The sequence below is a fragment of the Maricaulis sp. D1M11 genome (assembly GCF_047308265.1).
Taxonomy (GTDB): domain Bacteria; phylum Pseudomonadota; class Alphaproteobacteria; order Caulobacterales; family Maricaulaceae; genus Maricaulis.
This window is the reverse complement of record NZ_JBKQWY010000001.1, coordinates 728,079-752,506: the sequence shown is the minus strand read 5'-3', so window position 1 is coordinate 752,506 and position 24,428 is coordinate 728,079. Positions and strand designations below refer to the sequence as shown.

At 59.6% G+C, this 24,428-nt stretch carries 20 protein-coding genes; 8 read left to right on the top strand and 12 right to left on the bottom strand.

Annotated features, from left to right (window positions below):
- Window positions 1-9 precede the first annotated feature (9 nt).
- Window positions 10-651, bottom strand: coding sequence for a Holliday junction branch migration protein RuvA (gene ruvA, locus RMQ97_RS03565; protein ID WP_413659457.1), 642 nt, complete (start codon window positions 649-651; stop codon window positions 10-12).
- The gene (gene ruvC, locus RMQ97_RS03560; RefSeq protein WP_413659456.1) at window positions 648-1,151 is read right to left on the bottom strand and encodes a crossover junction endodeoxyribonuclease RuvC; all 504 of its coding nucleotides are present in this window, start codon (window positions 1,149-1,151) and stop codon (window positions 648-650) included. Before ruvC ends, ruvA begins: the two co-directional genes overlap by 4 nt.
- Before the next feature lie 336 nt (window positions 1,152-1,487).
- On the opposite strand from ruvC, the gene RMQ97_RS03555 reads away from it, so the two are divergent.
- Window positions 1,488-2,519: a hypothetical protein gene (locus RMQ97_RS03555; protein WP_413659455.1), complete on the top strand. Its 1,032-nt coding sequence runs from the start codon at window positions 1,488-1,490 to the stop codon at window positions 2,517-2,519.
- A 279-nt stretch (window positions 2,520-2,798) separates the two neighbouring features.
- The gene (locus RMQ97_RS03550; protein WP_413659454.1) at window positions 2,799-3,953 is read left to right on the top strand and encodes an SMP-30/gluconolactonase/LRE family protein; all 1,155 of its coding nucleotides are present in this window, start codon (window positions 2,799-2,801) and stop codon (window positions 3,951-3,953) included.
- An 84-nt stretch (window positions 3,954-4,037) separates the two neighbouring features.
- Here RMQ97_RS03550 and tkt read toward each other — a convergent pair whose 3' ends face one another.
- The 4 genes from tkt to RMQ97_RS03530 all read right to left on the bottom strand — a co-directional run bounded on the left by tkt (window position 4,038) and on the right by RMQ97_RS03530 (window position 9,671).
- Window positions 4,038-6,020 (bottom strand): transketolase, encoded by a 1,983-nt coding sequence (tkt, locus tag RMQ97_RS03545; RefSeq protein ID WP_413659453.1) that lies wholly within the window; start codon window positions 6,018-6,020, stop codon window positions 4,038-4,040.
- A gap of 53 nt (window positions 6,021-6,073) precedes the next feature.
- Window positions 6,074-7,627: a glucose-6-phosphate isomerase gene (pgi, locus tag RMQ97_RS03540; protein ID WP_413659452.1), complete on the bottom strand. Its 1,554-nt coding sequence runs from the start codon at window positions 7,625-7,627 to the stop codon at window positions 6,074-6,076.
- An 85-nt stretch (window positions 7,628-7,712) separates the two neighbouring features.
- The gene (locus RMQ97_RS03535) at window positions 7,713-8,873 is read right to left on the bottom strand and encodes an AGE family epimerase/isomerase (RefSeq protein WP_413659451.1); all 1,161 of its coding nucleotides are present in this window, start codon (window positions 8,871-8,873) and stop codon (window positions 7,713-7,715) included.
- A 36-nt stretch (window positions 8,874-8,909) separates the two neighbouring features.
- Complete coding sequence (locus RMQ97_RS03530; protein WP_413659450.1) at window positions 8,910-9,671, bottom strand: YebC/PmpR family DNA-binding transcriptional regulator; 762 nt, start codon at window positions 9,669-9,671, stop codon at window positions 8,910-8,912.
- Between the two features lie 171 nt (window positions 9,672-9,842).
- Here RMQ97_RS03530 and RMQ97_RS03525 point away from each other — a divergent pair, with 171 nt between their 5' ends.
- The 3 genes from RMQ97_RS03525 (at window position 9,843) to RMQ97_RS03515 (ending at window position 13,709) form a co-directional block, all read left to right on the top strand.
- On the top strand, window positions 9,843-10,946 hold the full coding sequence (locus RMQ97_RS03525; RefSeq protein ID WP_413659449.1) for an SMP-30/gluconolactonase/LRE family protein: 1,104 nt from the start codon (window positions 9,843-9,845) through the stop codon (window positions 10,944-10,946).
- A complete protein-coding gene (locus tag RMQ97_RS03520) occupies window positions 10,946-12,115 on the top strand; it encodes a helix-turn-helix domain-containing protein (protein ID WP_413659448.1) in 1,170 nt (389 codons plus the stop codon). Before RMQ97_RS03525 ends, RMQ97_RS03520 begins: the two co-directional genes overlap by 1 nt.
- Before the next feature lie 139 nt (window positions 12,116-12,254).
- The gene (locus RMQ97_RS03515) at window positions 12,255-13,709 is read left to right on the top strand and encodes a S41 family peptidase (RefSeq protein ID WP_413659447.1); all 1,455 of its coding nucleotides are present in this window, start codon (window positions 12,255-12,257) and stop codon (window positions 13,707-13,709) included.
- 9 nt (window positions 13,710-13,718) lie between these two features.
- On the opposite strand, the gene RMQ97_RS03510 is transcribed toward RMQ97_RS03515, so the two are convergent.
- From RMQ97_RS03510 to metF, 4 genes are all read right to left on the bottom strand, one after another.
- On the bottom strand, window positions 13,719-14,552 hold the full coding sequence (locus RMQ97_RS03510) for a TIGR00282 family metallophosphoesterase (protein WP_413659446.1): 834 nt from the start codon (window positions 14,550-14,552) through the stop codon (window positions 13,719-13,721).
- A gap of 97 nt (window positions 14,553-14,649) precedes the next feature.
- On the bottom strand, window positions 14,650-17,307 hold the full coding sequence (gene metH / locus RMQ97_RS03505) for a methionine synthase (RefSeq protein WP_413659445.1): 2,658 nt from the start codon (window positions 17,305-17,307) through the stop codon (window positions 14,650-14,652).
- A 21-nt stretch (window positions 17,308-17,328) separates the two neighbouring features.
- Window positions 17,329-18,387 carry a homocysteine S-methyltransferase family protein gene (locus RMQ97_RS03500; RefSeq protein WP_413659444.1) on the bottom strand — a complete coding sequence of 353 codons (1,059 nt, stop codon included), beginning with the start codon at window positions 18,385-18,387 and terminating at the stop codon, window positions 17,329-17,331.
- Window positions 18,387-19,298, bottom strand: a complete 912-nt coding sequence (metF, locus tag RMQ97_RS03495) for a methylenetetrahydrofolate reductase [NAD(P)H] (RefSeq protein WP_413659443.1) — start codon at window positions 19,296-19,298, stop codon at window positions 18,387-18,389. The genes RMQ97_RS03500 and metF overlap by 1 nt, the downstream gene beginning before the upstream one ends.
- Window positions 19,299-19,716: 418 nt before the next feature.
- Here metF and metK point away from each other — a divergent pair, with 418 nt between their 5' ends.
- Both metK and ahcY read left to right on the top strand, forming a co-directional pair.
- A complete protein-coding gene (metK, locus tag RMQ97_RS03490; protein WP_413659442.1) occupies window positions 19,717-20,883 on the top strand; it encodes a methionine adenosyltransferase in 1,167 nt (388 codons plus the stop codon).
- A 77-nt stretch (window positions 20,884-20,960) separates the two neighbouring features.
- On the top strand, window positions 20,961-22,370 hold the full coding sequence (ahcY, locus tag RMQ97_RS03485) for an adenosylhomocysteinase (RefSeq protein ID WP_413659441.1): 1,410 nt from the start codon (window positions 20,961-20,963) through the stop codon (window positions 22,368-22,370).
- Window positions 22,371-22,618: 248 nt separating this feature from the next.
- Here ahcY and RMQ97_RS03480 read toward each other — a convergent pair whose 3' ends face one another.
- On the bottom strand, window positions 22,619-23,026 hold the full coding sequence (locus RMQ97_RS03480) for a winged helix-turn-helix transcriptional regulator (RefSeq protein ID WP_413659440.1): 408 nt from the start codon (window positions 23,024-23,026) through the stop codon (window positions 22,619-22,621).
- Between the two features lie 92 nt (window positions 23,027-23,118).
- Between RMQ97_RS03480 and RMQ97_RS03475 the strand changes: the two genes are divergently transcribed.
- The gene (locus RMQ97_RS03475; RefSeq protein WP_413659439.1) at window positions 23,119-23,697 is read left to right on the top strand and encodes a carboxymuconolactone decarboxylase family protein; all 579 of its coding nucleotides are present in this window, start codon (window positions 23,119-23,121) and stop codon (window positions 23,695-23,697) included.
- Window positions 23,698-23,798: 101 nt separating this feature from the next.
- Here the strand turns inward: RMQ97_RS03475 and RMQ97_RS03470 are convergent, their stop codons facing one another.
- Entirely contained in the window at window positions 23,799-24,269 is a 471-nt protein-coding gene (locus tag RMQ97_RS03470; protein WP_413659438.1) for an SRPBCC family protein, read from the bottom strand.
- Window positions 24,270-24,428: the final 159 nt, after the last annotated feature.

The following is a 24,428-nucleotide window of genomic DNA, read 5'->3' as shown; positions in this document are numbered from 1 at the left end:
GCCTCCGCCCTAGGGTGCCAGTTCGCGCAAGGCCAGACGAATGACCTCACCAATATCTGCATCCTTGCCCGCCTGTTTGAGCACTTCAGCGACCGCCTGGCGAGCTTGGCTCTCACCATATCCCAGATTCAACAGAGCCGACACGGCGTCTTCCCGGGCAGGCGCATCTCCCCCGACAGAAGACGCCACCGAAGGCGTCGCCGGTGTGCCGTCTGAATGGGGTGGCAGCCCGATACTCAGACCGCGCGGCTGGGGAGGAGCCTTGTCCTTGAGCTCTGTCGCAATGCGGGTAGCGATCTTGGGCCCGACCCCTTTGGCGCGCGAGAACGCCGTCTTGTCACCCAGTGCGGCCGCATTCGCGAGCTCGGAAACGGGCATGGTATCGAGAATGGCCAGTGCCGCCTTGGCTCCAACACCCTGGACTTCCTGTAAGCGGACAAACCAGGCTCGCTCCAGATCGTCGAGAAATCCAAACAGCTTCAACGCGTCTTCGCGCACATGGGTCTCCACATGCAGGGACACCTCCTGGCCCGGCTCCAGCCGTCCCAGCGTTTGCCCAGACGCGCTCAGGAGATATCCCACGCCCTGGACATTGAGGATGATCTCTTCGGAACCCACCGTTTCAACACGGCCTCTCAGCCAGCCAATCATGCCACACTCCCCAGTTGGACGGCCTTGCGGTGATGCGCATGACACACAGCCACAGCCAGGGCATCCGCCGCATCGGCTTGGGCGTTCGCTCCGGGCAACAAGATCTTGATCATGGCCTCGACCTGGGATTTGTCTGCAGCGCCAGTGCCAACCACGGACTTCTTGACCAGGCGTGCGGCATATTCAGCCACAGGCAAACCAGCCTGGGCAGGCGGAAGAAGGGCCGCGGCGCGCGCATGCCCCAATTTCAGTGCCGAGTTGGCATTGTTGGACATGAATGCCTCCTCGATGGCCGCTTCATCCGGCTGGAGTTCGGCGACAAGCCCTGTCACTTCATCGAACAGATAGTTGAGCCGCTCAGCCAGCGCCCGATCGGTCGGCGGACACACGGTACCGTGCTGAAGATAGGTCAGGCGCGTACCGTTGACGGCAATCAATCCCCACCCCATGCGACGAATGCCCGGGTCGATCCCCAGGATCCGGATCGTCTTGTCTCGCATTTGCCCTCCCATCCCCCGCCCAGAACGGAACAGGTCAAGAACATTGCATGCCATGCTTTGACGTAAACGGCAAATCCGCCTGACATTTCATTGCCCGAAGATCCGCTCCCCGGCTCATTAAACGCGTACTGCAAAACAGAACACCTCGAATGCGAGTTAGCGGTATCATTATATCCGATGACTTGTCCTGATCCGGAAATCCCCTTTGCTTCGCACGAATAAGGACCAGTCATGTCTCTACTACTCAAAATATCCGCGATCACAGGCGGGGGCCTATCGGTCTTTGTCGGCTTTTGGCTCGCTTGGCCATCCCCGATCGACCCTCATGTTTGGAGGATGGGCGAAGCGATCCCGCTCGAGACGGCAACAGAGATTGTGCGTTACGATCCCGACACGCTGGAGCGTTATCCCACCCCGGCGCCCGTATCAAAATTTACACAGTGTTCCGACGGCCGTTTCTTTTTCGGAGACAACGACCGGGATGAGTCGAGCGGGAAGATCATCGAGTATCGGCCGGGGGAGGACGCATCGGCAAACACTGTCCTTCATCTGCCCGGTGTGATGGTGTTCGACATGGTCTGCACCGCCGAGGGCACGCTTTTACTGGCAACCGGGAACGGGACCTATGTGTGGACGATCGGCGGCGAAACCCCGACACTGCTCAGTCGGGGTGCGGATCATGTGCAGAATGGGTTTGTCACAGGTGTCGATCAGGGACGCTCAGGGCGAACAGCCTTTATCGATGTCAGCCGGAACCGGTGGCGACAGACACGCAATCGGGACAACGGCTATCTCGATCAGCTGGAAAACCGGCCTTGGGGCACGCTCTACGTCCAGAACAGACCCAATCGCAGAACACGGATCCTGAATGCCGACCTCGTCCTGCCGTCTGACATCGCCCTGTCTGCCGATGAGCGTTATGCCTATGTTACGGAACCCAACCGGGCGACGGTCAAACGTGTTCTACTGACGGGTCCCCATGCCGGGCGAAGTGAAATTGTGACCGATGCCATACCTGGGCAACCCGTAGGGATCGGCTTTTTGCCGGATGGACGTCTTGTTGTCCTTCTTTACGAAGGTCGCAATCCTGTGCAGGAACAGATCTACGCGTCCCCACTTCTGGCGCACACCCTCGCCAAGCTTCGATCAGTCTATCGACTCTATTTTCACAGTGATCGATCCTCTCTCCTCGTGTTGGATCCGGAGACAGGGGCTTTCGACGAGTGGCACGCCCTGGACACGGACGCTCCGGTTTATCTGTCAAGCTTCATCGTCGACGAGACCGGAGATATCTGGATCAATCGCGGCTATCCGGCTGAGCTGCTCCGCCTCCCCCTGTCACAGAGGCCGGCCCATTCATCCGAATAAGCGCCAATTTTTGAGCCATGCAGTTTTGCATGACCACATTGCAGCCATTATGCGAAAACTATTCTATTTTACAAAACTGTCTTGAATCAAGAATTCGCTTTAGAAAACAGAATTGTAGGATTTCGCTTGCATCCTTTCGCCACCTAGGCGTGTTAATGCGTTGCAACAATTTGCATAAAACAAAACACCCGAACCGCTTGTCGGAGCTGGCGCACAGGCATACAAGCCCGCGCCGCGTGGTTAATTGAAGCAACTCAACAAGCGACTCCGATGCGATACATGATACTGCCCCTGGCAGGTCTGGCCCTGTTTGTTTTGGCCTGGATGGCCTGGCCAGCCCCGATCAATCCTCCGAGCTGGACCGCACCCCAGATGCGCCCGGAATCCGAAGCCGGATTTCGCGCCGACCTGGACACCGCAATGGTGCGGACCGTCGCGCTGAATCGCGACGCCGACAGCTTTTCCAATGGGTCTGACGGACTGATCTATCTGGGCACTCATTCAGGCGATATCGTACGCTTCGACCCGAATACGGATCGCAGCACCCCCCTTTATGAAAGCCTGATCGTTGATTTCGGCGAACCCATTCTTGACGTTGTCTGCATGGGCCCGACCCATCTTGCCTTCGCAACCCGCGATGCGGTTTACGTCTATGACAAGAACGAGCGGGCGTATCAGCGCGTGAGCATGGGCGTCACATCCCTGCCGCATGGCGTCATTTCCAATGTCGAGGCCTCACCTGACGGTACGCTGTATTTCATCGATTCCAACCGACGGATCGGACAGGATCAAACGGTTTACACCCCGGCCCTTGATGCCCTGGAAAACCGTCCCTGGGGTGCCCTCTATGCCTGGTCACCGCAAACGGGTCGTACAGAGCTGATCCATGATCGCCTTCACAGTCCCAGCGGTCTGGCGCTCAGCCAGGATGGGCGTTCGATCTATGTGTCCGAACCCAACCGCTTCACCGTGCGTGAAGTCTATCTCGACGAAGCGCGTCGCGGCCAATCCCGCGTGGTCACCGATACCCTCCCGGGCACACCGGCAGCCCTGCATATCGTCGGCGATGACCAGCTCGTGGTGACGCTGGAAGCGGGGCGGAATGCATGGGTTGTTCGCGCCAACCGTCATCCTTGGCTGGCACGCATGATGTCGAAACTGCCGTCAGGCCTGCGTCCAGAAGGCAACACAGCCCAAAGCGCCATCCTGCTCTACGACACCCGCCAGGACCTGTATGTCGGTGAGATTCGTCCGGATATCGCCGATAATCGCGCGCTGACGGATATCCATGCCGATACATCCGGCCGCCTGTGGACGATGGATCGCAAACGGCGCGAACTGATCGAACTCCAGGCGCGCGACGTCGAGGCGTATTTTTCACCCAACATCCGGTTTTCGGGCCAGCCCGCCGCCATCTCGGCCGCGCGCCCGTAACGAGCCCCCCTGCGCTTCGGCGCAAAAAGAGCCGGGATCCATCTGGGTCCCGGCTCTTCCCGTATTCAGACCTGGGGTCGCTGACTAGCGTTTGACACGATCCCGGGCAGCGGAAGCCACAGCTTCGGCAGTGATGCCAAAATGCGCGTAGAGTTCACCGGCCGGTGCCGATGCACCAAAACTATTCATGCCGACAAAACCGCCATCGGTTCCAATAATCGCATCCCAGCCAAAGCGCAGCGCAGCTTCGACCGCCACTTTTGGTGTATCGCCCGCAAGGATCTCGGAGCGCACATCTGCGTCCTGTTCCAGGAAAAGATCCTGGCACGGCATGGAGACGACGCGAGCCTTGATGCCTTCGCTCGCGAGGCTTTCTGCAGCCTCGACAGCCAGGGAGACTTCCGAACCGGTACCAATGAGAACAACATCCGGCTCGCCATCCGTATCACGCAGCACATAAGCCCCGCGCGCCGACAGGTTCACGGAACCATCATCGCTGCGCAGCGGCGGAAGCCCCTGACGCGACAGAGCCAGAATGCTCGGACCGTTATCGCGAAGCAGGGCCAGTTCCCAGGCTTCGGCTGCTTCCTGGGCATCCGCCGGGCGGACCACATGGGTGTTCGGCATGGCCCGCAGGGAGGCCAGGGTTTCCACCGGCTGGTGGGTCGGACCGTCTTCACCCAGACCAATGGAGTCGTGGGTCATGACATAGATCACGCCCTGGTTCATGAGAGCGGACAGGCGGATGGCCGGACGACAATAATCAGCAAACACCAGGAAGGTGGCAACGTGCGGGCGGAAACCGCCATGCAGGCACAGCCCGTTGGCGCAAGCCGCCATGCCGTGTTCGCGCACACCAAAATGGATGTACTGACCGGAATAATCGTCGGAATTGATGACGCTGACGCCCGGGGTCTTGGTGAGGTTGGACCCGGTAAGGTCGGCAGATCCACCCACCACGCTCGGCCAGTCATTGATGATCGCCGCCAGGGCCTGACCGGACGAGGCCCGTGAGGCCAGTTTCGGACGATCCTCGGCCACTTTCAGACGCCACGCTTTCAGAGCCTCCAGTTCGCGCTCACCCGGTTCACCATTGAGCTGGGCCACAAACTCGTCCGTCTTGTCGCTCTCACCCAGACGCTCGCGCCAGGCGGCATGAGCCTCGGTGGAGGAGGTGGCGCGCCAGGCATCATAGATGTCCTGCGGGATTTCGAACGGCGCGTGAGACCAGCCAAGCGCTTCGCGCGTGCCCGCGATCTCCTCATCACCCAGCGGAGCCCCGTGGGATCCCGATGTGCCGGCCTTGTTTGGCGCGCCATAGCCAATTGTCGTGCGGCAGGAGATCAAGACCGGCTTGTCGCAGGTCTTGGCCCATTCCATAGCCGCATCGATCTCATCGGTGTTGTGACCGTCAACGCGTTTCACATCCCAGTTCGCGGCTTCGAAACGCTTGAGCACATCGGTGCTTTCCGAGAGATCGGTCGGACCGTCGATGGAAATCTCGTTGTCGTCCCACAGGACGATCAGACGATTGAGCTTGAGATGGCCGGCCAGTGAGATGGCTTCATGGCTGATACCTTCCTGGAGATCCCCATCCGATGCGATTACCCAGGTGCGGTGATCCACCAGATCATCCCCGTAACGGGCATTGAGAATACGCTCGGCAAGCGCGAAACCCACGGCCGTCGAAATGCCCTGCCCCAGCGGGCCCGTCGTCGTCTCGATACCCGGAGTGTGTTCGAATTCGGGGTGACCCGCGGTCAGCGAACCCATCTGGCGGAAATTCTTGATCTGGTCCAGCGTCATGTCCTCGAAACCGGACAGGTGCAAGAGCGAATAGATCAGCATCGAGCCGTGACCGGCGGACAGGATGAAACGGTCGCGGTCCGCCCAGCTGGGTGCACTGGCATCAAATTTGAGGTGACGCGCCCACAGTACGGTGGCCACATCCGCCATGCCCATTGGCATGCCCGGGTGTCCGGATTTGGCTTTCTGGACGGCATCCATGGAAAGCGCACGAATGGCGTTGGCCATCTCGCGCAAGGATGTCTCGGTCTGTACGGTCATGCGTCCCTCTTGGTATGCCGGGCACGGGGAGAGCCGCGCCCGATTGAAAGTCTTTACTCAGCTTGGAAACCAGTCTCGCCCAGAAGCGCGCGAGTCGAGGCGTCATACCCTGAAATCTCTCCGGACAATATCCCTGTCGTGAGAACTTTTCCGAGCTCGACACCCCATTGATCATACGGGTTGACCTCATAGAAGAGGCTTTCGACAAAAACCTTGTGCTCGAAAAGCGAAATCAGGGCACCAAAGTTCGCCGGCGTCAGATCATCCAGCAGCAGTGTCGAGGACGGACGCCCGCCCGGCATATCACGATGCCCGGGCAAGGCCGCCGTGTCAGCCGGGTCAATCTCGCGTCCCTCCAGCAGGGCGGCACCCTGGGCAGCCATATTGGCCGCGAGAGCCCGTTCCCGGTCGTTATCGCTGGAGAAGTGACGGCGAATACCGATGAAATCGACCGGCACGATATCCGTGCCCTGATGCAGCCACTGGAAGAAGGAGTGCTGGATTTCGGTACCCGCTCCACCCCACACCAGCGCGCCGGAGGGATGGGTGATCGGTTTTCCGTTCAGATCCGCGGACTTGCCGAGCGATTCCATTTCCAACTGCTGGAAATAGTCCGAAAGCTTGGCGAGACGGGCGGAATAACCCGCCACACACCGGCTGGGATAGCCCAGATACATCCGGTTCCAGACATCAATCAGACCTTTCATCACCGGCAGGTTCTCCGCCGGCGGCGCGTCTGCGAAATGCTGATCCATGGCTCGGGCACCGGCGCGGAATTCAGCGAAGACTTCGGGACCCAGTCCGATTTCCAGGCTCAGCCCGACAGCGCTCCAGACGGAGTAACGTCCGCCCACCCAGTCCGGGAAATCAAACACACGCTCGGGATCCAGACCAAAGGCCTTCGCCTTGTCCGGCGCAGCAGACGCTGCGGCAAAGAAGTCGCCGGCGCGATCCGCCCCAACATGACCGGTCAGCCAGGCACGCGCGGCCAGGGCCGTCATCAGGGTTTCCTGCGTGGAGAAGGATTTTGATGCCACGATGAACAGCGTGGCTTCGGGATCGGCCCCTTTTACCGCCAGTTCCAGATCTGTCGGATCCAGACTTGCGACAAACCGCATGTCCGGACCGGAGGCCTGGTGCATGGCCAGCGCATCAGCGACCAGGCGCGGTCCCAGATCGGATCCGCCGATACCGATGTTAACAACGCGGGAGATCGGCTTGCCGCCGGGCGCATAGGCCCCCGAGCGTACGGCCTCGGCAAAGGCACGGGTTTCGGCCTGTGTCCGAGTGACAAGAGCCGCCTCCTCCGAACCTGCAATATCGGCTCCGTCTCGATAGGCCATATGTAGGGCGGGTCGACCTTCGGTCGGATTGACAATCCCTCCGGACAGCAGATCCGCCTTCGCCGCACTCAATCCCCGCGCTTTCGCAGCGGCGAGGAGAGCGCTAACACTTTGAGAATCAAGACGTTGTTTGGAAGCATCCAGCCAAAGCCCCGCTGCAGACATCACAAGAGCATCGCGGCGGGATGCATCACCATCCACCAGCTGGCGGAGATTTGTGGCTTTCAGACGGTCGGCGTGTGCCAGGAGATCAGCATTGGACATGGGTTACGTCTTTCATGAAGAGCTTGGACCGGGCAGCTTCATCATCATGGCGCGAAGTGCAAGTCAAAGCTCCTGATGTCCTCATTCAAACTTGTGTTTCAGTCGGTTGACCTGTTGACGTGACGACGGCCCGGGCCTCCAGAACCGCGCCCAGCGCATGATAAAGCGTGCTTGACGGCATGTTCGTGACAGTCGGGTTGCCTTTTGCATCTGTCTGGTCAATCCACCCGCCGGCCAGGGCCGGATCAAGATGAATATCGAACATCGCCTTGCACGCCTGTTCCAGACGGCTCTCCGCCTCATCTGCGCCCCGTTTGGTGAAAACCGCCGCGGCACGGATCCACTCCGTCTGCATCCAGGCCCGCGTTCCCGAATCCACCACGTCACCCTCGGCGGTGCAGGTTGTGAACAACCCGCCGGTCACATCGGAAATGCCCTTAGTGCAGACGGTGTCATAAAGGGCGCGGATCGCCGCCATGTCGGCCGCGTCCCCGGTCACCCGAGCCTGTTCGGCCAGCAGCCAGACCCATTCGGCAAGATGGCCCGGCTCGACATGATCCCCGATCGGGCGTGTGTCCCGCTGCCAGCCCTCCGCGAAAAACTCGCGCAGGACACCGGCATCGGGATCGAAAAAGATATCATCAAACAAGCCGCGGAGCGTGCGGATACGGTCCAGAACCCCCGCATCACCGGTCGCCTCGTACAAGGCCATCATGGCCTCGAACAGATGCATGTGCGGGTTCTGGCGTCGCGGCAATTGGGCGGCCCCGATGGATTCGACAAACCCGCGATCCGGCGCGGACATATGCGTATCTAGAAAAGCGAGTGTCTGTTCGATCAGGCTCATATAGTGAGCCTCGCCGGTCACCCGGTACATCCAGCTCAGCGCCAGGAGGATGAAAGCGTGGTCATAGAGGTCGCGTACAGGACTGAGCACATCACCCGTGGCGTCCAGCCGATGCACCCAGCCCGGAGCCCCGTCAGGGGAGAAAGCGCGCTTTTCCAGCAGCGCCATGGCTTCCGCCGCCCGGTCAAGGCCCTTGCACCAGCCCTCATGTTCGGCGCGTGCGTAGACGTAGATCTGGCGGGCCTGAACGCGCACCCGGCGCGGCGTGTCGACAAGCGGCGCCCCGTCCAGGTCCACAACTTCCAGAAATCCGCCGGATTGCTGATCCCAGCCCCGTTCCAGCCAGAACGGCAGGGCCGTGTCACGGCCCCAGGCTACCAGCTTCGTCGCATACCCCATCTTCTCCCCCCGGTGATGGTTCGGATGCGATGCATATCAGCCTAGATTGGCCATGTCCTCATCAGAAATATCAAAATTCGCGTAGACATTCTGGACATCGTCCAGATCGTCGAGCACTTCCATCAATTTCATGACAGTTCCGGCCTTGTCGCCCGGCACATCGATGAGGTTTTGCGGTTTCCAGATCAGCTTGGCGCCGGTCGGATCACCATACTGGGACGACAGCGCAGCCACGACATCCATGAGGTCTTCACGGGCCGTATAGACAACGTGCTGGCCCTCATTCTCCTCATCCCCCTCCTCGGAGGTGACATCATCGGCCCCGCCCTCGATGGCGGCTTCCATCATGGCGTCTTCATCCGCGACAGAGAGCGGGAAGCGGATCTCACCCACATTGTCGAACATGAAGGCCACAGAGCCGGTCTCACCCAGATTGCCGCCGTTTTTCGAGAAGGCCGTGCGGACCTCCGACGCTGCGCGGTTGCGATTATCGGTGGAGACTTCGACGATCACACCAATGCCTGCCGGACCAAAACCCTCGTAGCGAATGTCTTCATACTGGGAATCATCACCACCGGCCGCCTTGTCGATTGCCCGCTGGATATTGTCCTTGGGCATGGACTGACCCTTGGCGTTGGCCACCGCGAGGCGAAGACGCGGATTGGCATCGACGTCAGGCCCGCCCAGCTTTGCCGCAATCGAAATCTCTTTCGACAGTTTGGAGAAGAGTTTCGAGCGCACCGCGTCCTGACGGCCCTTGCGGTGCTGGATATTCGCCCATTTGGAGTGTCCAGCCATATCCAGATCATCCGTATCTATAAAATTTCAAGCCAAGGCGGGTTGTTTACCCAAGCTGGCGGATATTTTCCATAGCTTGACCTGCAGAAGGTATTTTCCGCCGACAAGGGTTTGCCGTTCTGGCCGACCCCGCCTTAAGGTGGTGGCCGGACGCGGGCGGGAGATATCACGATGCACAGGACAGTCTGGATCATTGCAGGCGGGCTCAGCGCGCTCTTGCTGCTCTGGTGGATCTGGCCGTCGACCGTGGATCCGGCCTACTGGGATGATCCCGAACCGCCCGCGCTGACGGGCGTGCTGGAACCGAGGGGGCGCCTCATTTCGGCGGATATCGTGGGTGCGGGTCTGATGGATCGGTCGGAAGACGTCGCTCTGGCCCCGGATGGGTCTATCTTCGTCTCCGAACATCATGGCGGTCTGGTTCGACTCTGGGAGGAGGACGGGATCTGGCAGGGCGAAAATTTTGTTCATGTCACGGATGCCCCGGCGCTGGGCCTGCAATGGGATGCTCATGGCCGCCTGATTGTCGCCGCCTCCAACGGGCTGTACGCCGTCGATATCGAGACGCGGACCGTGGAGACCCTGGTTACTCAGATCGCCGGTCGCCCGCTGGGCTTTGCCGATGATCTGGATATCGGGCCCGATGGTCGCATCTATTTCTCCGAGGCCAGCTGGAAATGGGTCAATACGATAGACCGCCTCTCTTATCCCTATGACATGGCTGAAAACCGGCCCTACGGCCTGCTGGCTGCGTTTGATCCGCAGACGGGCGAAACCGAGGTGCTGGCTGACTCACTTTATTTTGCCAATGGCGTTGCCATGGCGGCGGATGGCCGCTCTGTGTTTGTGCTGGAAACCTATCGCTACCGGCTCTCACGCTATTGGCTGGAAGGGCCGCGCGCCGGAGAGCTGGAGATTGTGGATGATAATCTGCCCGGTATTCCGGACGGGGTGATGGGAGATGGTGAGGGTCGGCTCTATATCGCCATGGATACCCAGCGTGTTCCCTTGATGGCGTTTTTGCACCGAAACCCGTTTGTCACGCGCATGTTGACCAAATTGCCTGAATGGGTCTGGCTGCGGGCCGGAACGCCCAAGGGCTTCATCCTGGTGATGACGGAGGATGGCGAATATCTCGACAGCTATCACGATCCGGATGGACGATTTGGTTTCATCGCCAATGTCGTTCCGGCCGAGAACGGGGATTTGTGGATCGGCTCGCTCGATCGTCCCTGGGCCGGGCGATTTACACCCCCTGCGCGGGATAGCGACTGATGGATGGTCTGGTTCTGGGATGGCGATCCCTGTTGCTGCTGGTCCTGTCCGCGCATCTGCTGATAGCGGGCATCCTGCTAGTGCAGCGCCGGTTCGAACGGTCTGCACACCGCTATCTCGCCGCCCTCATGGCCGTGATCGCCCTATACTTCGTGCCGCAGATCATCGGCTTTGCCGCGTTTTATGATCGCTGGCCACAATTGAGCTTCACGCCGTTTGCGCTCGACCTGTTTGTGGGTCCGCTGATCTGGGCCTATGCCTGGTCACTGACACGGTCGGACCGGCCCTGGCCCGGACTGTGGTTATGGGCCCCCGGCACCCTCGAACTGGTCTATGGACTCGTGATGATGGTGCAGTCCCTGGAGACCAAGGCGTGGTGGGTTTCAGCTGTTCACCATCCCTATATCGTGCCGGTCGAAACGGTGGGAGGCCTGGCTCTGCTCATCGGCGGCGTGGCCGGTGCTTATCGATTGTATCAGCATTACACTGTGTGGCTGGGCACGCATTCGTCAGCCGCGGCCGAATTCGATCCGCGCTGGCTGCGGGTGTTTCTGATCGCATGCGCCGGACTGCTGGGTCTGGCCCTGATCCGCGAACTGGCGCTCGTTTTCACTCCGGATCTGACCTATTTCCAACTCTACCCCTTCCATGTCCTGGTCGGACTGGTGTTCTATGCCCTCGCCCTGGCCGCGCTGATCCTGCATCGCGAGGCCTTCCCCAAACCCTCACTCGGAACAGCACCGACCGCCTCCGCATCACAACAGCCTGATGCGGACGAAATCACAGATGCAGAAGGCGACACGGATACAGAAGTGGGCACGGGCAAGGACTGGGGCACGGCTGCGGCGGCCCTGCGCCTGCGCATCGAGACCGAGGGCTGGCATCTGGAACCGCGATTATCCGCCCCGGACCTGGCCCGTCGACTGGGCACGAACGAAACCTATCTCTCGCGCACAATCAATCAGGGGGCGGGCATGAATTTCAACCGCTTCATCAATACGCTCCGGGTCGAACGTGTGCAGGCTGACCTGGTTCACAGCGATGCAGACATTCTCGCCCTGGCGCTCGACAATGGTTTCAATTCCAAGGCGACCTTCAATCGTGTCTTCCGTGACATCACCGGAGAGACCCCAGCGGCCTGTCGCGCACGCCTGCGACGCGCCGCCTGAGGCCAGCTGCAAACCCGTCCAGACGTCTCAAATTCCGTATTTGTGTGAGAACCAAGGGGTTTGGGACGCCAGACCCGATGCGATACGGCATCCAGGCCTTCTGTTTTGCCGGGCCCGATGGCCCTTGAGGAGATGCCCCATGTTTCGCCGCCTGCCTGCCCTTGCCGCTCTTGCCACAACAGCCCTCACCGCGCTGAGCACACCCACCCACGCCCAGACCGACTGGAGTAATGACATCGCCCTGGCCCGCCAGGCTCTGGAGATGATCCATCCCGGCTATGACCGGTATGAAGGCTGGCAGCAAAGAGCCGGACAATGGGATGCGCTGGCCCGTCAGGCCGAAACCGGCATGAGCCGCGAGGATTTCTATCTGGGCCTATCGCTGATCCTGGCGGATATCCGGTGCGAACACACCAAGGCGGAATTGCCCGACGCGCTGGAAGCCTTGCGAGACACACAACCGGTCTATCTACCGTTCCGCTTCGTCACTTTTGATCGCCGCATGTATGTGGATCACCCCGGAGAAACCGGGCTGGTGCGCGGGACGGAGATCCTGACGCTAGATGGTGTGTCCGCCTACGACCGACTGGCGGCTGTGGAACCCTACCTGCCCGTGGACGGCTATACCGAACACGTCCGCCGGATTGAAATGGCACGCACCGGTGAATTCATGGGTTCAGGCTTTGATCATTTCGACCCGCTGATCAATCCCGATGATGATAGCGTGACGCTGACTTATCGAACGCCCGACGGCGAGACGGGCGAGATCACGGCCGGACGCCTGACATTCCCGCAATTCCTGCAGCTGGGCTCTGATGGCCGCCGCTATCGCAATTTCTCCGAGCCAGGCATGGTCACAACCGAAAACCTCGCCGAGGGTGTCGCACGGCTGAATGTCGAGACCTTTGTGAATTATCGCACGCCTGTTGATCCGGATGCGGTCTACGGCCCGGTGTTCGAACAATTGTCCGCCGATGGGATCGACACGCTGATTGTGGATCTACGGCGCAATGGCGGCGGTTCCACCGATGCACAACAGGGGCTGATGCGGCACCTCATTCGCGAACCGGTGACCCCGATCGCCGAATTGCGTGTGGATGCAATCGAATTTGGCGAGGTTCGCGAACACTTGAGCACGTGGGACCAGATTGCCCTGAACCCGCCTGCACGGGCGTTTACCCAGGCAGCGGATGGGACCTATCGCATGAATCCCGCCCTGGTCGACGGTGCTCAACCCCTGATGCCTGCGGAACATGCCTTCCAAGGAGAGATCATCATTCTTACCGGGCCGACCAATGCGTCAGGCGCGACCCAGATTATCGGCGCCTTGCGCGAAGCTGCGAACGTGACGCTGGTGGGTGAAGCCACGGGGGGTGCGCAAACTGGTCCGACCGCGGGTGTGATATTCTTCCTGACCCTGCCCGATAGCGAAATCGTGGTCCGGGTGCCCTGGCAGTGGGCCATTCCGGATATCACGGATGCCGATCCGCGGCGCGGTTTCCAGCCGGACATCCACGCACCGGACACATTTGAAAGCTGGAATGCCGGCCTGGACCCGGCACTGGAGGCGGCACTGGAGGCCGCAACACGCTAGGACTGAAGTTCAGACAGAGACGCCGGTGTCGGAGGGGATGCTGTCCGCCAGCTCCCCGCCCACTCGGATCGGTTCACAGCGACGTGCCAGACCGGTTGCCGGATTGGTCTCGACAAATACGCCACACACCGTGGCCGGACCCGTGGCCGGCTCAAACCGCGCCGAACGCATGCGCGTGGTGAACCGGCGCAGCGGCTCCTCCTTGTCCATGCCGATCACACTGTCATAGGACCCGCACATGCCCGCATCTGTTTGATAGCCGGTCCCGCCGGGCAGGATGCGCGTATCGGCGGTGGGCACGTGCGTATGCGTTCCCACCACGAGGCTGGCGCGTCCATCACAGAAGACGCCCATGCCGTTTTTCTCGCTTGTCGCCTCTGCATGGACATCGACCAGAACGGCGTCAGCCACCTCACCCATCGGCGCCGCGCTCAGTTCGCGCTCAACCGCAGCAAAGGCGTCATCAAGCTGTTCCATGAACAGATTGCCCATCACATTGATCACCAGGATGCGCTCGCCATTGGGGGCATCGAACAGATTGGCGCCCTTGCCCGGAGCGGCGCCCTGGGGATAGTTTGCCGGCCGGATAAGGCGGGGTTCGCGTTCGATATAGGTGAGCGCTTCCCGCTGGTCCCAGGCGTGATTGCCCAGGGTGATCACATCCACACCCGCCTCATAGAGGCTGTCAGCAATGCGCTCGGTAATGCCAAATCCAGCCGCAGCATTCTCGCCATTGACCACGACAAAATCGAGACCCAAGCGCTCGCGAAGATCAGGCAGATGGGAGATCAGGGCTGTTCGACCCGATTTCCCGACAATATCTCCGAAAAAGGCAAAGCGCATGAGTCTACAGTCTCCATGGGTCTGGACCCGTTCGGATATGACCCAAACAGCCTGCAAACGCAAAGCCTGGACTGTTTTATGATCGCTCCGGATGTCCTCAGGCGCTTTGGGCCAGGCTGGGAACATAATCCAAGATCGGCCCCAGAGCGCGCTCGGCCTCCTCCACGGTCCAGCCCTTGCGCGCGGCGTAGTCGGCCACCTGGTCACGCAGGATCCGGCCCACGGCAAAATAGCTGCTGTCCGGGTGTGACAGGTAAAGCCCGGACACCGACGAGGCCGGCGTCATGGCAAAACTATTGGTCAAGCTGATGCCCGCCGTATGCGGCGCATCGAGAAGGGCAAACAGCGTGCGTTTTTCCGAATGATCCGGCTGGGACGGATATCCCGCCGCCGGACGAATGCCATCATAGGCTTCGGCGATCAGTTCGAGATTGGTGAAGGCCTCTTCGGGGGCATACCCCCATACATCCCGGCGAACGGTCTGGTGCAGCCATTCGGCTGCAGCCTCGGCGAGGCGATCTGACAGAGCCTTGAATAGAATGCCGTTATAGTCATCCGTTTCGGCTTCGAAACGGGCGATCACCTCTGGATTATCCCCCGCCGTCACGGCAAATCCACCCAGCCAGTCCGGCGTGCCTTCCGGAGCCAGGAAATCAAACTGTGAAAGATGGGCCCGGTCATTATCCTTGGCCATCTGCTGGCGCAGACCGAAAAAGCGCGCGCGTTCGCGGCTGCGGTGCTCATCCTGCCAGACCACCGCATCATCTCCCACCCGATTGGCGGGCCAGAGTTCACACACGGCCTTGGGTGACAGCCAGTTTTCGTCGGCCATCTGCTGAAGCATGGCCTTGGCGTCGGCAAACAGGCTGCGAGCCACCTCACCCCGCTTGGGATCATCGAGAATGGCGGGATAAGTGCCTTTCAACTCCCAAGTGAAAAAGAAGGGCGTCCAGTCAATAAACGGGATCAACTCGGCCACCGAGGGCGTGAACACCTGACGCCCCAATTGTTTGGGCACGGGCGGAACATAGTCCGACCAGTCATCATCCCAGGCCTTCTCACGGGCCTTGTCCAGCGAGAGACGCGCCTTGGACTGACGCGCGGCCAGACGGCGCTCGCGAATCCGCCGGAGGTCGTCCTTCACCTCCGCGGCATAGGTGGCCCGTTGTTCGCCCAGAAGCTTGCTCGCCACACCCACAGCCCGGCTGGCATCGAGCACATGCACGACCGGAGCAATATCGATCACCGGGTCGATCTTGACCGCCGTATGGGCCGGGCTGGTCGTCGCACCGCCGATCAGCAGCGGTATATCAATCGCCTGGCGTTGCATTTCCGACGCCACAAACACCATTTCATCCAGCGATGGCGTGATCAGCCCGGACAGACCGATAATGTCGGCCTGTTCGTCGAGCGCGGTTTTCAAGATCGTCTCACTGGGCACCATCACACCCAGATCAACAACATCATAGCCATTGCACTGCATGACGACGCCAACGATGTTCTTGCCGATATCATGGACGTCGCCCTTCACGGTGGCGAGCACAACCTTACCAGCCGAGGTCCGGGTCTCGCCGGCAGAGGCCTTTTCCTCTTCCATAAACGGGATCAGATGGGCGACGGCCTGTTTCATCACCCGGGCGGACTTCACCACCTGGGGCAGGAACATCTTGCCCTCGCCAAACAGGTCACCCACGACATTCATCCCATCCATCAACGGACCTTCAATGACATGCAGGGGCCGGTCGACCTGCTGGCGGGCTTCCTCTGTATCCTCGACAATCCAGGTATTGATGCCGTGGACGAGGGCATGGGTCAGGCGTTTATTGACCGGCTCGTCCCGCCAGCTGAGATCCGGCGCCGCTTTTGCGGCCTGGCCCTTGTCGCGATAGCTTTCAGCTGCCTCGAGCAGGCGCTCTGTCGCGTCTGCCCGACGATTGAGGATGACATCCTCAACCAGCTCGCGCAGCCCAGGCTCGATCTCGTCGTAAATGTCCAGCTGCCCCGCATTGACGATGCCCATATCCATGCCGGCCTTGATGGCATGGTAGAGAAACACCGAGTGCATGGCCCGGCGCACCGGCTCATTGCCACGGAAGGAGAACGAGATGTTGGACAGTCCGCCGGAGACGTGACAGCCCGGCAAGGTCTCACGGATGCGTCGCGTGGCCTCGATGAAGGCCACGGCATAATCGTCATGTTCCTCAATCCCGGTGGCCACCGCAAAGATGTTGGGATCAAAGATGATGTCTTCCGGCGGAAAACCGACCCGGTTGACCAGAATATCATAGGCCCGTGTGCAGATCTCGACCTTTCGATCCGCTGTTTCCGCCTGGCCCGTTTCGTCAAAGGCCATCACCACAACCGCGGCCCCATAGGACAGGCAAGCCTGCGCCTGCTCAAGGAAGGGCGCTTCGCCCTCTTTCAGCGAGATTGAATTGACGATGGCTTTGCCCTGGACGTTTTTCAGCCCGGCCTCGATCACCTCCCATTTGGAGCTGTCGATCATGATCGGAACGCGGGCCACATCCGGTTCTCCCGCGATCAGACGCAGGAATGTGGTCATGGCCGCGACACTGTCCAGCAGACCCTCATCCATGTTCACATCGATGATCTGGGCGCCATTCTCCACCTGCTGGCGCGCCACCGAGATCGCCTCGGCATAATCACCCTCGGTGATGAGTTTTCGAAACCGGGCCGAACCGGTCACATTTGTACGCTCGCCCACATTGACGAACAGGGCTGTGGATTGGGTCATGATGTGTATCAGTGTCCAGGGTCAGGCCGTCAGTTCAAAGGGTTCAAGACCCGACAGGCGCATGGCCGGTTTCGGTTGAGCCGTCTCACGCGGGGTGACACCCTCCGCCGCCTCGGCAATCGCCCGAATATGATCCGGTGTCGTGCCGCAGCAACCACCAACCACGTTGACTAGGCCGGACCGCGCCCATTCACCCAGATGCGCCGCGGTTTCATCCGGCGTCTCGTCATACTCGCCCATATCATTGGGCAGGCCGGCATTGGGATAGGCCAATACGCGCGTATCAACCAGTCGCGACAGATCTGCGATATGCGCGCGCATTTCAGCCGCGCCCAGAGCACAGTTAAGACCGACCGCCCAGGGCCGCGCATGGCGCACAGAATACCAGAAGGCCTCACCGGTCTGACCCGACAAGGTGCGACCGGAGCGATCCGTAATGGTTCCTGAAATCAGGATCGGCGTATGAATTCCGGTGTCCGCTTTCAGGTCCAGCAAGGCCTTGATGGCCGCCTTTGCATTGAGCGTGTCGAAAATGGTTTCGACCAGAAAACTATCCACATGCGGCTGCATGGCGGCCGCCTGTTCATAATACGCCGTGCGAATGGCGTCGAAGTCCACGTCGCGGAAACCCGGGTCATTGACGTCCGGCGAAATGGAGAGCGTCTTGTTGGTCGGACCAATCGCCCCGGCCACCGCCTTCACAGTACCGGTTTTCGCTTCGGCTTCATCGGCGGCCTCCCGCGCCAGACGGGCGCCCTCGGACGCGATCTCAGCAGCCAAGCTTTCCATGCGGTAATCGGCCTGGGCAATCGTCGTGGCGGAGAAGGTATTCGTTTCCACCATGTCTGACCCCGCCTCGAAATAGCGGGCGTGGATCGCCTTCACAGCATCGGGGGCGGTGAGGTTCAAAAGATCATTATTGCCCTTCACCGGCACATCCCAGTCGGAGAACCGCACACCGCGATAGCCCGCCTCATCCAGTTTGAGGTCCTGGATCTGGGTCCCCATGGCCCCGTCCAGAATGAGGACCCGTGACTGAGCCGCGTCAGCCAGCACATTCATCCGATCTATGTCACTCATTACGCCGCCTCATGGGTCACAGATTGCACCGGGCGAACGCCCAGCAATTGACAGGTCGACAAAGCGAGATCGGCCTTGTTGAGCGTGTAGAAATGGAAATGCTCGACACCGCCTGCACTCAACCCGTCGCACAGCTTGGCGGCCACATGCGCGGTGATCAGCTGGCGGGTCTGCGGATCATCATCCAGACCTTCATAATGGGCATGCAGCCAATCGGGTAGCTCGGTTTGACACAGTCCGGCCATGCGTTTGAGCCCTTTGAAATTGGGTTGCAGCATAACGCCCGGAATGATCGGCACGTCGATACCGGCTTTTACGGCCGCATCGCGGAAGCGGAAAAATGTGTCCGCTTCAAAAAAGAACTGAGTGATCGCCCGTGTCGCACCGGCATCGACCTTGGCTTTGAGCAGATCAAGATCATGGGCAAAGCTGGGACTTTCCGGATGCTTTTCCGGATAACAGCCGACCGAGACCTCGATCTGACCGATACCGCGAATGCCGCGAACCAGGTCCGGTGTCGATTGATAACCATCATTGCGAGCCAGATAGTCGTGACCGGGACCAGCGGGCGGGTCCCCGCGCAATGCCACAATATGGCGGACACCCGCCGCAAAATAGTCTCGCACCACGGCGTCGACATCCGCACGAGACGCATCGACACAGGTCAGGTGAGCAGCGGCATTCAGACCGGTTTCCTGCACGATCCGGCGCACCGTGCGATGGGTTCTGTCGCGGGTCGAACCGCCCGCACCATAGGTCACGGATACGAAATCCGGACTCAGCGCTTCCAGGCGCCGAATGGAGGTCCAGAGTGTGTCTTCCATGGCTTCGGTCTTCGGCGGGAAGAATTCGAAGGAGACCGACAGGTCGCGACCAGCCGGACGAGAGGGGGGGATGGGGGCGACACTCATGACGCGTTTATCTCACTCACTTGGGCGATTTCTGTTCGTGTATTCCGCAAGCCTCGCCGGTTGTGACAGTGTGAACGTTCAACCTGGAGCATGATCAATCCTGATCCTGCGCCCACGCGCTACATCCAGCCATCCTATCCGGCATGACCTCTCCACGAGAGGATCACACAAGGTTATAAAGATATCTTTATATTATTCTAGCCCCATATTTCATTCATACCTGTCATGGAAAAACGCATACACCATGCCAATAGGGCTCGCGCCTCCTCCTGCACGGACAAGGCCCACCCAGCGCCACTCGCGCTATATCCTGCCCCGGATGGACAGGGACGTGACAGATTTCCGTCTTGCATGTGCGGGCTTGATCTGCTTGGTACGCACACAAGATATAAAGCCATCTTTATATGAGGATGCCGAATTGAGCCGCACGTCTTACATTTTTACCTCGGAAAGTGTCTCCGAGGGCCATCCGGACAAGGTTTGTGACCGGATTTCCGACAGCGTTCTGGACCTCTACCTGTCCAAGGACTCTCACGCCCGCGTCGCCTGTGAAACGCTGACCACGACCAACCAGATTGTTCTGGCGGGTGAGGTTCGCTGTGCCGAGGATGTCACGCCAGAGGAAATTGAAGCCACCGCCCGGGCCGCCGTGCGTGATATCGGCTATGAACAGGACGGCTTCCACTGGGAAAAATCCAATTTCCAGAACTTCCTCCATGAGCAGTCCGCGCACATCGCCCAGGGCGTTGATGCCGCGGACGAAAAGGACGAAGGCGCCGGCGATCAGGGCATCATGTTCGGATACGCCACGGATGAAACACCGGAATTGATGCCGGCCCCGATCCTCTATTCACACCAGATCCTCAAACGGATGGCCGAGCTGCGCAAATCGGGTGCGCGCCCGGAATTCGAGCCGGACGCCAAATCCCAGGTCACCCTGAAGTATGAAAATGGCGTGCCGGTGGGTGTGACGTCTGTCGTTGTCTCCACCCAACACACGGACGGCCTCAGCCAGGCGGATATCCGCGAACTGGTTCGACCTGTTGTCAGCGACGTCCTGCCGGACGGCTGGTTCCCGCCCGAGGACGAGTTTTACGTCAATCCGACCGGGACATTTGTTATTGGTGGGCCCGATGGCGATGCCGGACTCACCGGACGCAAAATCATTGTCGACACCTATGGCGGGGCTGCACCCCACGGCGGAGGCGCCTTCTCCGGCAAGGATCCAACCAAGGTGGACCGCTCAGCGGCCTATGCCTGCCGCTGGCTGGCCAAGAATGTTGTCGCCGCCGAACTGGCCAAGCGCTGCACCATCCAGGTCTCCTATGCGATCGGCGTGTCAAAACCGCTTTCGCTCTATGTCGACCTGCACGGTACGGGTCAGATCGACGAAGCCCGGCTTGAAGATGCGCTCATGCAGATCGCTGATCTGTCGCCGCGCGGCATTCGCGAAGCGCTTCAGCTGAACAAGCCCATCTATGCCCGGACGGCCGCCTATGGTCATTTCGGACGGACACCCGACGCAGACGGCGGTTTCTCCTGGGAAACCACCGGGCTTGTCGATCAACTGCGAACGCTGGCATAAGCCGGATCAAACAGTCAGAAGGGGCGGAGTTTCCGCCCTTTTGCATACACTCCATATCCACAAGAGGACTTTGAGGCATGACGCAATTCGCGGCAGACAAGCCCAACCTGGTGAAAGATCTGAGCCTGGCCCAATGGGGTCGGACCGAGATCGAAATGGCCGAAATCGAAATGCCGGGTCTGATGGCTCTGCGCGAGGAATACAAGGATTCCCAACCGCTCAAAGGCGCTCGCATTGCCGGTTCCCTGCACATGACGATCCAGACGGCTGTGCTGATCGAGACGCTGGTCGCCCTGGGCGCCGAAGTGCGCTGGGCTTCATGCAATATTTTCTCGACCCAGGACCATGCAGCGGCGGCCATTGCCGACCAGGACATTCCGGTCTTCGCCGTAAAGGGTGAAACCCTGGAAGAATACTGGGACTATGCCGATGCGATCTTCCACTGGGCCGATGGCGAAACCGCCAACATGATCCTGGATGATGGCGGCGATGCGACGCTCTACCTCATCCTGGGCGAGAAGGCCGAACTGGACCCGTCCATTCTCGACCATCCCAAGTCTGAAGAAGAAACGGCGCTCTACGCCCAGATCAAGAAGCGTATCGCCGCGACACCGGGCTGGTTTGCAAAGGCCAAGGCCGCAATTCAAGGCGTGTCCGAGGAAACCACAACAGGCGTGATGCGTCTGTACCAGATGCAGAAGCGCGGCGAGCTGCCCTTCCCGGCGATCAATGTGAACGACAGCGTGACGAAGTCGAAATTCGACAACCGATATGGCTGCCGCGAAAGCCTGGTCGACGCGATCCGTCGGGGCACCGATGTCATGATGGCCGGCAAGAAGGCCCTTGTTCTGGGATATGGCGATGTGGGCAAGGGCTCGGCCGAGTCGCTCAGCGGCGCCGGTGCGCGGGTCTATGTGGCCGAGATCGATCCGATCTGTGCGCTGCAAGCCTGTATGGACGGGTTTGAGGTCGTGACGATCGAGGATGTCGCCGGCGAGATGGATATCTTTGTCACCGCGACCGGCAATAAGGACATCATCACCGTCGACCACATGCGGTCGATGAAAGACATGGCGATCGTCTGCAATATCGGCCATTTCGATAACGAAATTCAGGTCGAGAGCCTGAAGAATTATCAGTGGACCAATGTGAAACCGCAGGTCGACCTGGTGAACTTCCCGGAAGGCCACCGGATCATCCTCCTGTCCGAAGGCCGCCTGGTGAATCTCGGCAATGCCACGGGTCACCCGTCCTTCGTGATGTCCGCGAGCTTCACCAACCAGACGCTGGCCCAGATCGAGCTGTGGACCAAGGGCGATGAGTACGGAAAGGATGTCTACATCCTGCCGAAACATCTCGACGAAAAAGTCGCGGCCCTGCACCTGCCCAAGCTGGGCGCCAAGCTGACCGAGCTGTCCAGTGAACAGGCCGACTATATCGGCGTGTCGCAGGCCGGCCCGTTTAAGGCCGAGCACTATCGCTACTAGGCGATGATCGAGCATCCAACAAAAACCCCGCCAGAGCGTCTGGCGGGGTTTTTTATTGTCCGTAACGCCTGCAGCAGGTGAGCGAATCCAAGCGTTTTTGAGAGGGCATATCGTCCAGTGGACAATCAGCCTCACCGGAGCCTGTTAAACGCGATCCGCGCTTGCGATTGCCATGGGTCCAAGCATTTTGGGTTTGGCCCCCGATTGTCATCCAAGGAGGCGTTTCACTCTCGCCCAAGACCGGTTTTTCAATCCAATGTGACCAGAGGGATTGATCTATGTCCCGCGATCAAATGAATCATATTGGTTTCGACCCAACGGTCCAACGCGCAGATTCGCTCGCGCAGATCATTGCCCAACGGCGTCAATTGATACTCAACATGAGGCGGGACAGTCTGCATGTCCTGACGCACCACGATCTGCATTTCTTCAAGTTCTTTCAGCGTTTGTGTGAGCATTTTCTGAGAGATACCCTCAATTTTCCGCATTAACTCACCGTTGCGTTTGGGAGCACCATCAAGTGCATCGATGACCAGCATGCTCCACTTGCCCGCAATCTTTGAAAGCAGGAATCTCGCTGGACAATCGTTGTGAAAGACATTGGCTTTGACCCGGTCCGGGTCCTTCGGGAGGCGGTACATATCCACAAATTCCATAGTTACCAAAAGGTGCGTACTGTATAACTGGTTCTTTTGTCACTAGCTACAAAACTGTCGAACAAGACAGCGCTCAACGATGGAGATTTCGAGTGACAAAACAGACAATTACACCCTTCAACCTCTACACAATCGAAACCGCACCGGACGCCTCCAAGACCTATCTGGAGAGTGCAAAGGCCGCCTTTGGCCTAGTTCCGAATGTTGAAGCTGTGATGGCACAGGCTCCGGGGCTATTGGCAACCTATATGACGGGGTGGGATCGGTTTGATGAAACCAGTTTGAGCGCGGCAGAACGGCAGATCGTCTATCAAACGGCAAATTTCGAAAACAATTGCGGCTATTGCGTGCCCTGGCACACCATTCTGTCCGAAAAGGCTGGCCTCTCCGACAGCGATGTGGAGGCTCTGAGAAACGGCGCCAACCTCTCCGATGGCAAACAAGACGCTCTGCGGGTCTTCACACGGGACATGGTCAGGAACAATGGCAATGTTTCTCCCGCAGACTTGCAGGCCTTTTTTGCTCAAGGATACAATGAGCAACACGCGCTCGAAGTTGTTCTGGGCCTGGCGATCAAAGTGATGAGCAATTACACCAACGCGATTGCACAGACACCGCTGGATGAAGCGGCCACTCACAAGAAATGGCAAAAACCAAACCTTAGAGGCTAATCGCAGGCCGCTCCGTTCAAGGCCGAGCATTATCGCTACTAGGCGATGGCTCCCTGGTCATGAAGAGCCCCCGTCCCCGGACGGGGGCTTTTTTGTCGGCCCTAGGCGCTGGCGCGGTGTGGCATGCCTTTCCCGGTATCGAGATAGGCTTTCAGGCTGGCCACAAAAAACCGGTCCCATCCCGCCTCACACACATCCCAGCAGTGAAGGTCGGGCTGGAGCCCTTCATGGATGAAATGGATCTCGCACCCTGCCTCAACGGGCCGGACGGTCCAGATCAGACGCGAGCCCAGCCATTCCCGCTTGATCGCGTCGGGCTGTCCGTCGTGGACATGAAAAGCCTCCACACATAACAACTCCACGCGTTCGCCGGGAATGAGGTGTTGCGCCTCGAACGTCCAATAGGAGTGCTGAGGCGGGAAGGAAAAGCGCGCCCGGTCACCCGGCCGTGTGATCGCATGATCGGGCTGGGTCCACCAGGCGGCAAACCCTGTGGTCAAGGCGTCATAGGCCTGGTCCGGGGTGGCCGACGTGGTGAGAGTGCGCGTGTAGTGGCGGGCTGTCATCGTCATGATCCGTTGGCTGAAAACAATGAGTGTCATGTCAGTCCCGGCCAACGGGCATCTCTGGTCGTGTCATCGGATCCTCCTTGATCGGGAGGGAGAGACATGACGAGATAAGTACGGTATTACAAGTAAGCAGATTTTTGATATGTAGTATCGATTTCGATA

Bases quoted from the DNA above. Each gene is read 5' to 3' on its own strand.
- ruvA (WP_413659457.1), bottom strand. From the start codon at position 651: ATGATTGGCTGGCTGAGAGGCCGTGTTGAAACGGTGGGTTCCGAAGAG.
- ruvC (WP_413659456.1), bottom strand. From the start codon at position 1,151: ATGCGAGACAAGACGATCCGGATCCTGGGGATCGACCCGGGCATTCGT.
- RMQ97_RS03555 (WP_413659455.1), top strand. From the start codon at position 1,488: ATGGGCGAAGCGATCCCGCTCGAGACGGCAACAGAGATTGTGCGTTAC.
- RMQ97_RS03550 (WP_413659454.1), top strand. From the start codon at position 2,799: ATGATACTGCCCCTGGCAGGTCTGGCCCTGTTTGTTTTGGCCTGGATG.
- tkt (WP_413659453.1), bottom strand. From the start codon at position 6,020: ATGACCGTACAGACCGAGACATCCTTGCGCGAGATGGCCAACGCCATT.
- pgi (WP_413659452.1), bottom strand. From the start codon at position 7,627: ATGTCCAATGCTGATCTCCTGGCACACGCCGACCGTCTGAAAGCCACA.
- RMQ97_RS03535 (WP_413659451.1), bottom strand. From the start codon at position 8,873: ATGGGGTATGCGACGAAGCTGGTAGCCTGGGGCCGTGACACGGCCCTG.
- RMQ97_RS03530 (WP_413659450.1), bottom strand. From the start codon at position 9,671: ATGGCTGGACACTCCAAATGGGCGAATATCCAGCACCGCAAGGGCCGT.
- RMQ97_RS03525 (WP_413659449.1), top strand. From the start codon at position 9,843: ATGCACAGGACAGTCTGGATCATTGCAGGCGGGCTCAGCGCGCTCTTG.
- RMQ97_RS03520 (WP_413659448.1), top strand. From the start codon at position 10,946: ATGGATGGTCTGGTTCTGGGATGGCGATCCCTGTTGCTGCTGGTCCTG.
- RMQ97_RS03515 (WP_413659447.1), top strand. From the start codon at position 12,255: ATGTTTCGCCGCCTGCCTGCCCTTGCCGCTCTTGCCACAACAGCCCTC.
- RMQ97_RS03510 (WP_413659446.1), bottom strand. From the start codon at position 14,552: ATGCGCTTTGCCTTTTTCGGAGATATTGTCGGGAAATCGGGTCGAACA.
- metH (WP_413659445.1), bottom strand. From the start codon at position 17,307: ATGACCCAATCCACAGCCCTGTTCGTCAATGTGGGCGAGCGTACAAAT.
- RMQ97_RS03500 (WP_413659444.1), bottom strand. From the start codon at position 18,387: ATGAGTGACATAGATCGGATGAATGTGCTGGCTGACGCGGCTCAGTCA.
- metF (WP_413659443.1), bottom strand. From the start codon at position 19,298: ATGAGTGTCGCCCCCATCCCCCCCTCTCGTCCGGCTGGTCGCGACCTG.
- ahcY (WP_413659441.1), top strand. From the start codon at position 20,961: ATGACGCAATTCGCGGCAGACAAGCCCAACCTGGTGAAAGATCTGAGC.
- RMQ97_RS03480 (WP_413659440.1), bottom strand. From the start codon at position 23,026: ATGGAATTTGTGGATATGTACCGCCTCCCGAAGGACCCGGACCGGGTC.
- RMQ97_RS03470 (WP_413659438.1), bottom strand. From the start codon at position 24,269: ATGACGATGACAGCCCGCCACTACACGCGCACTCTCACCACGTCGGCC.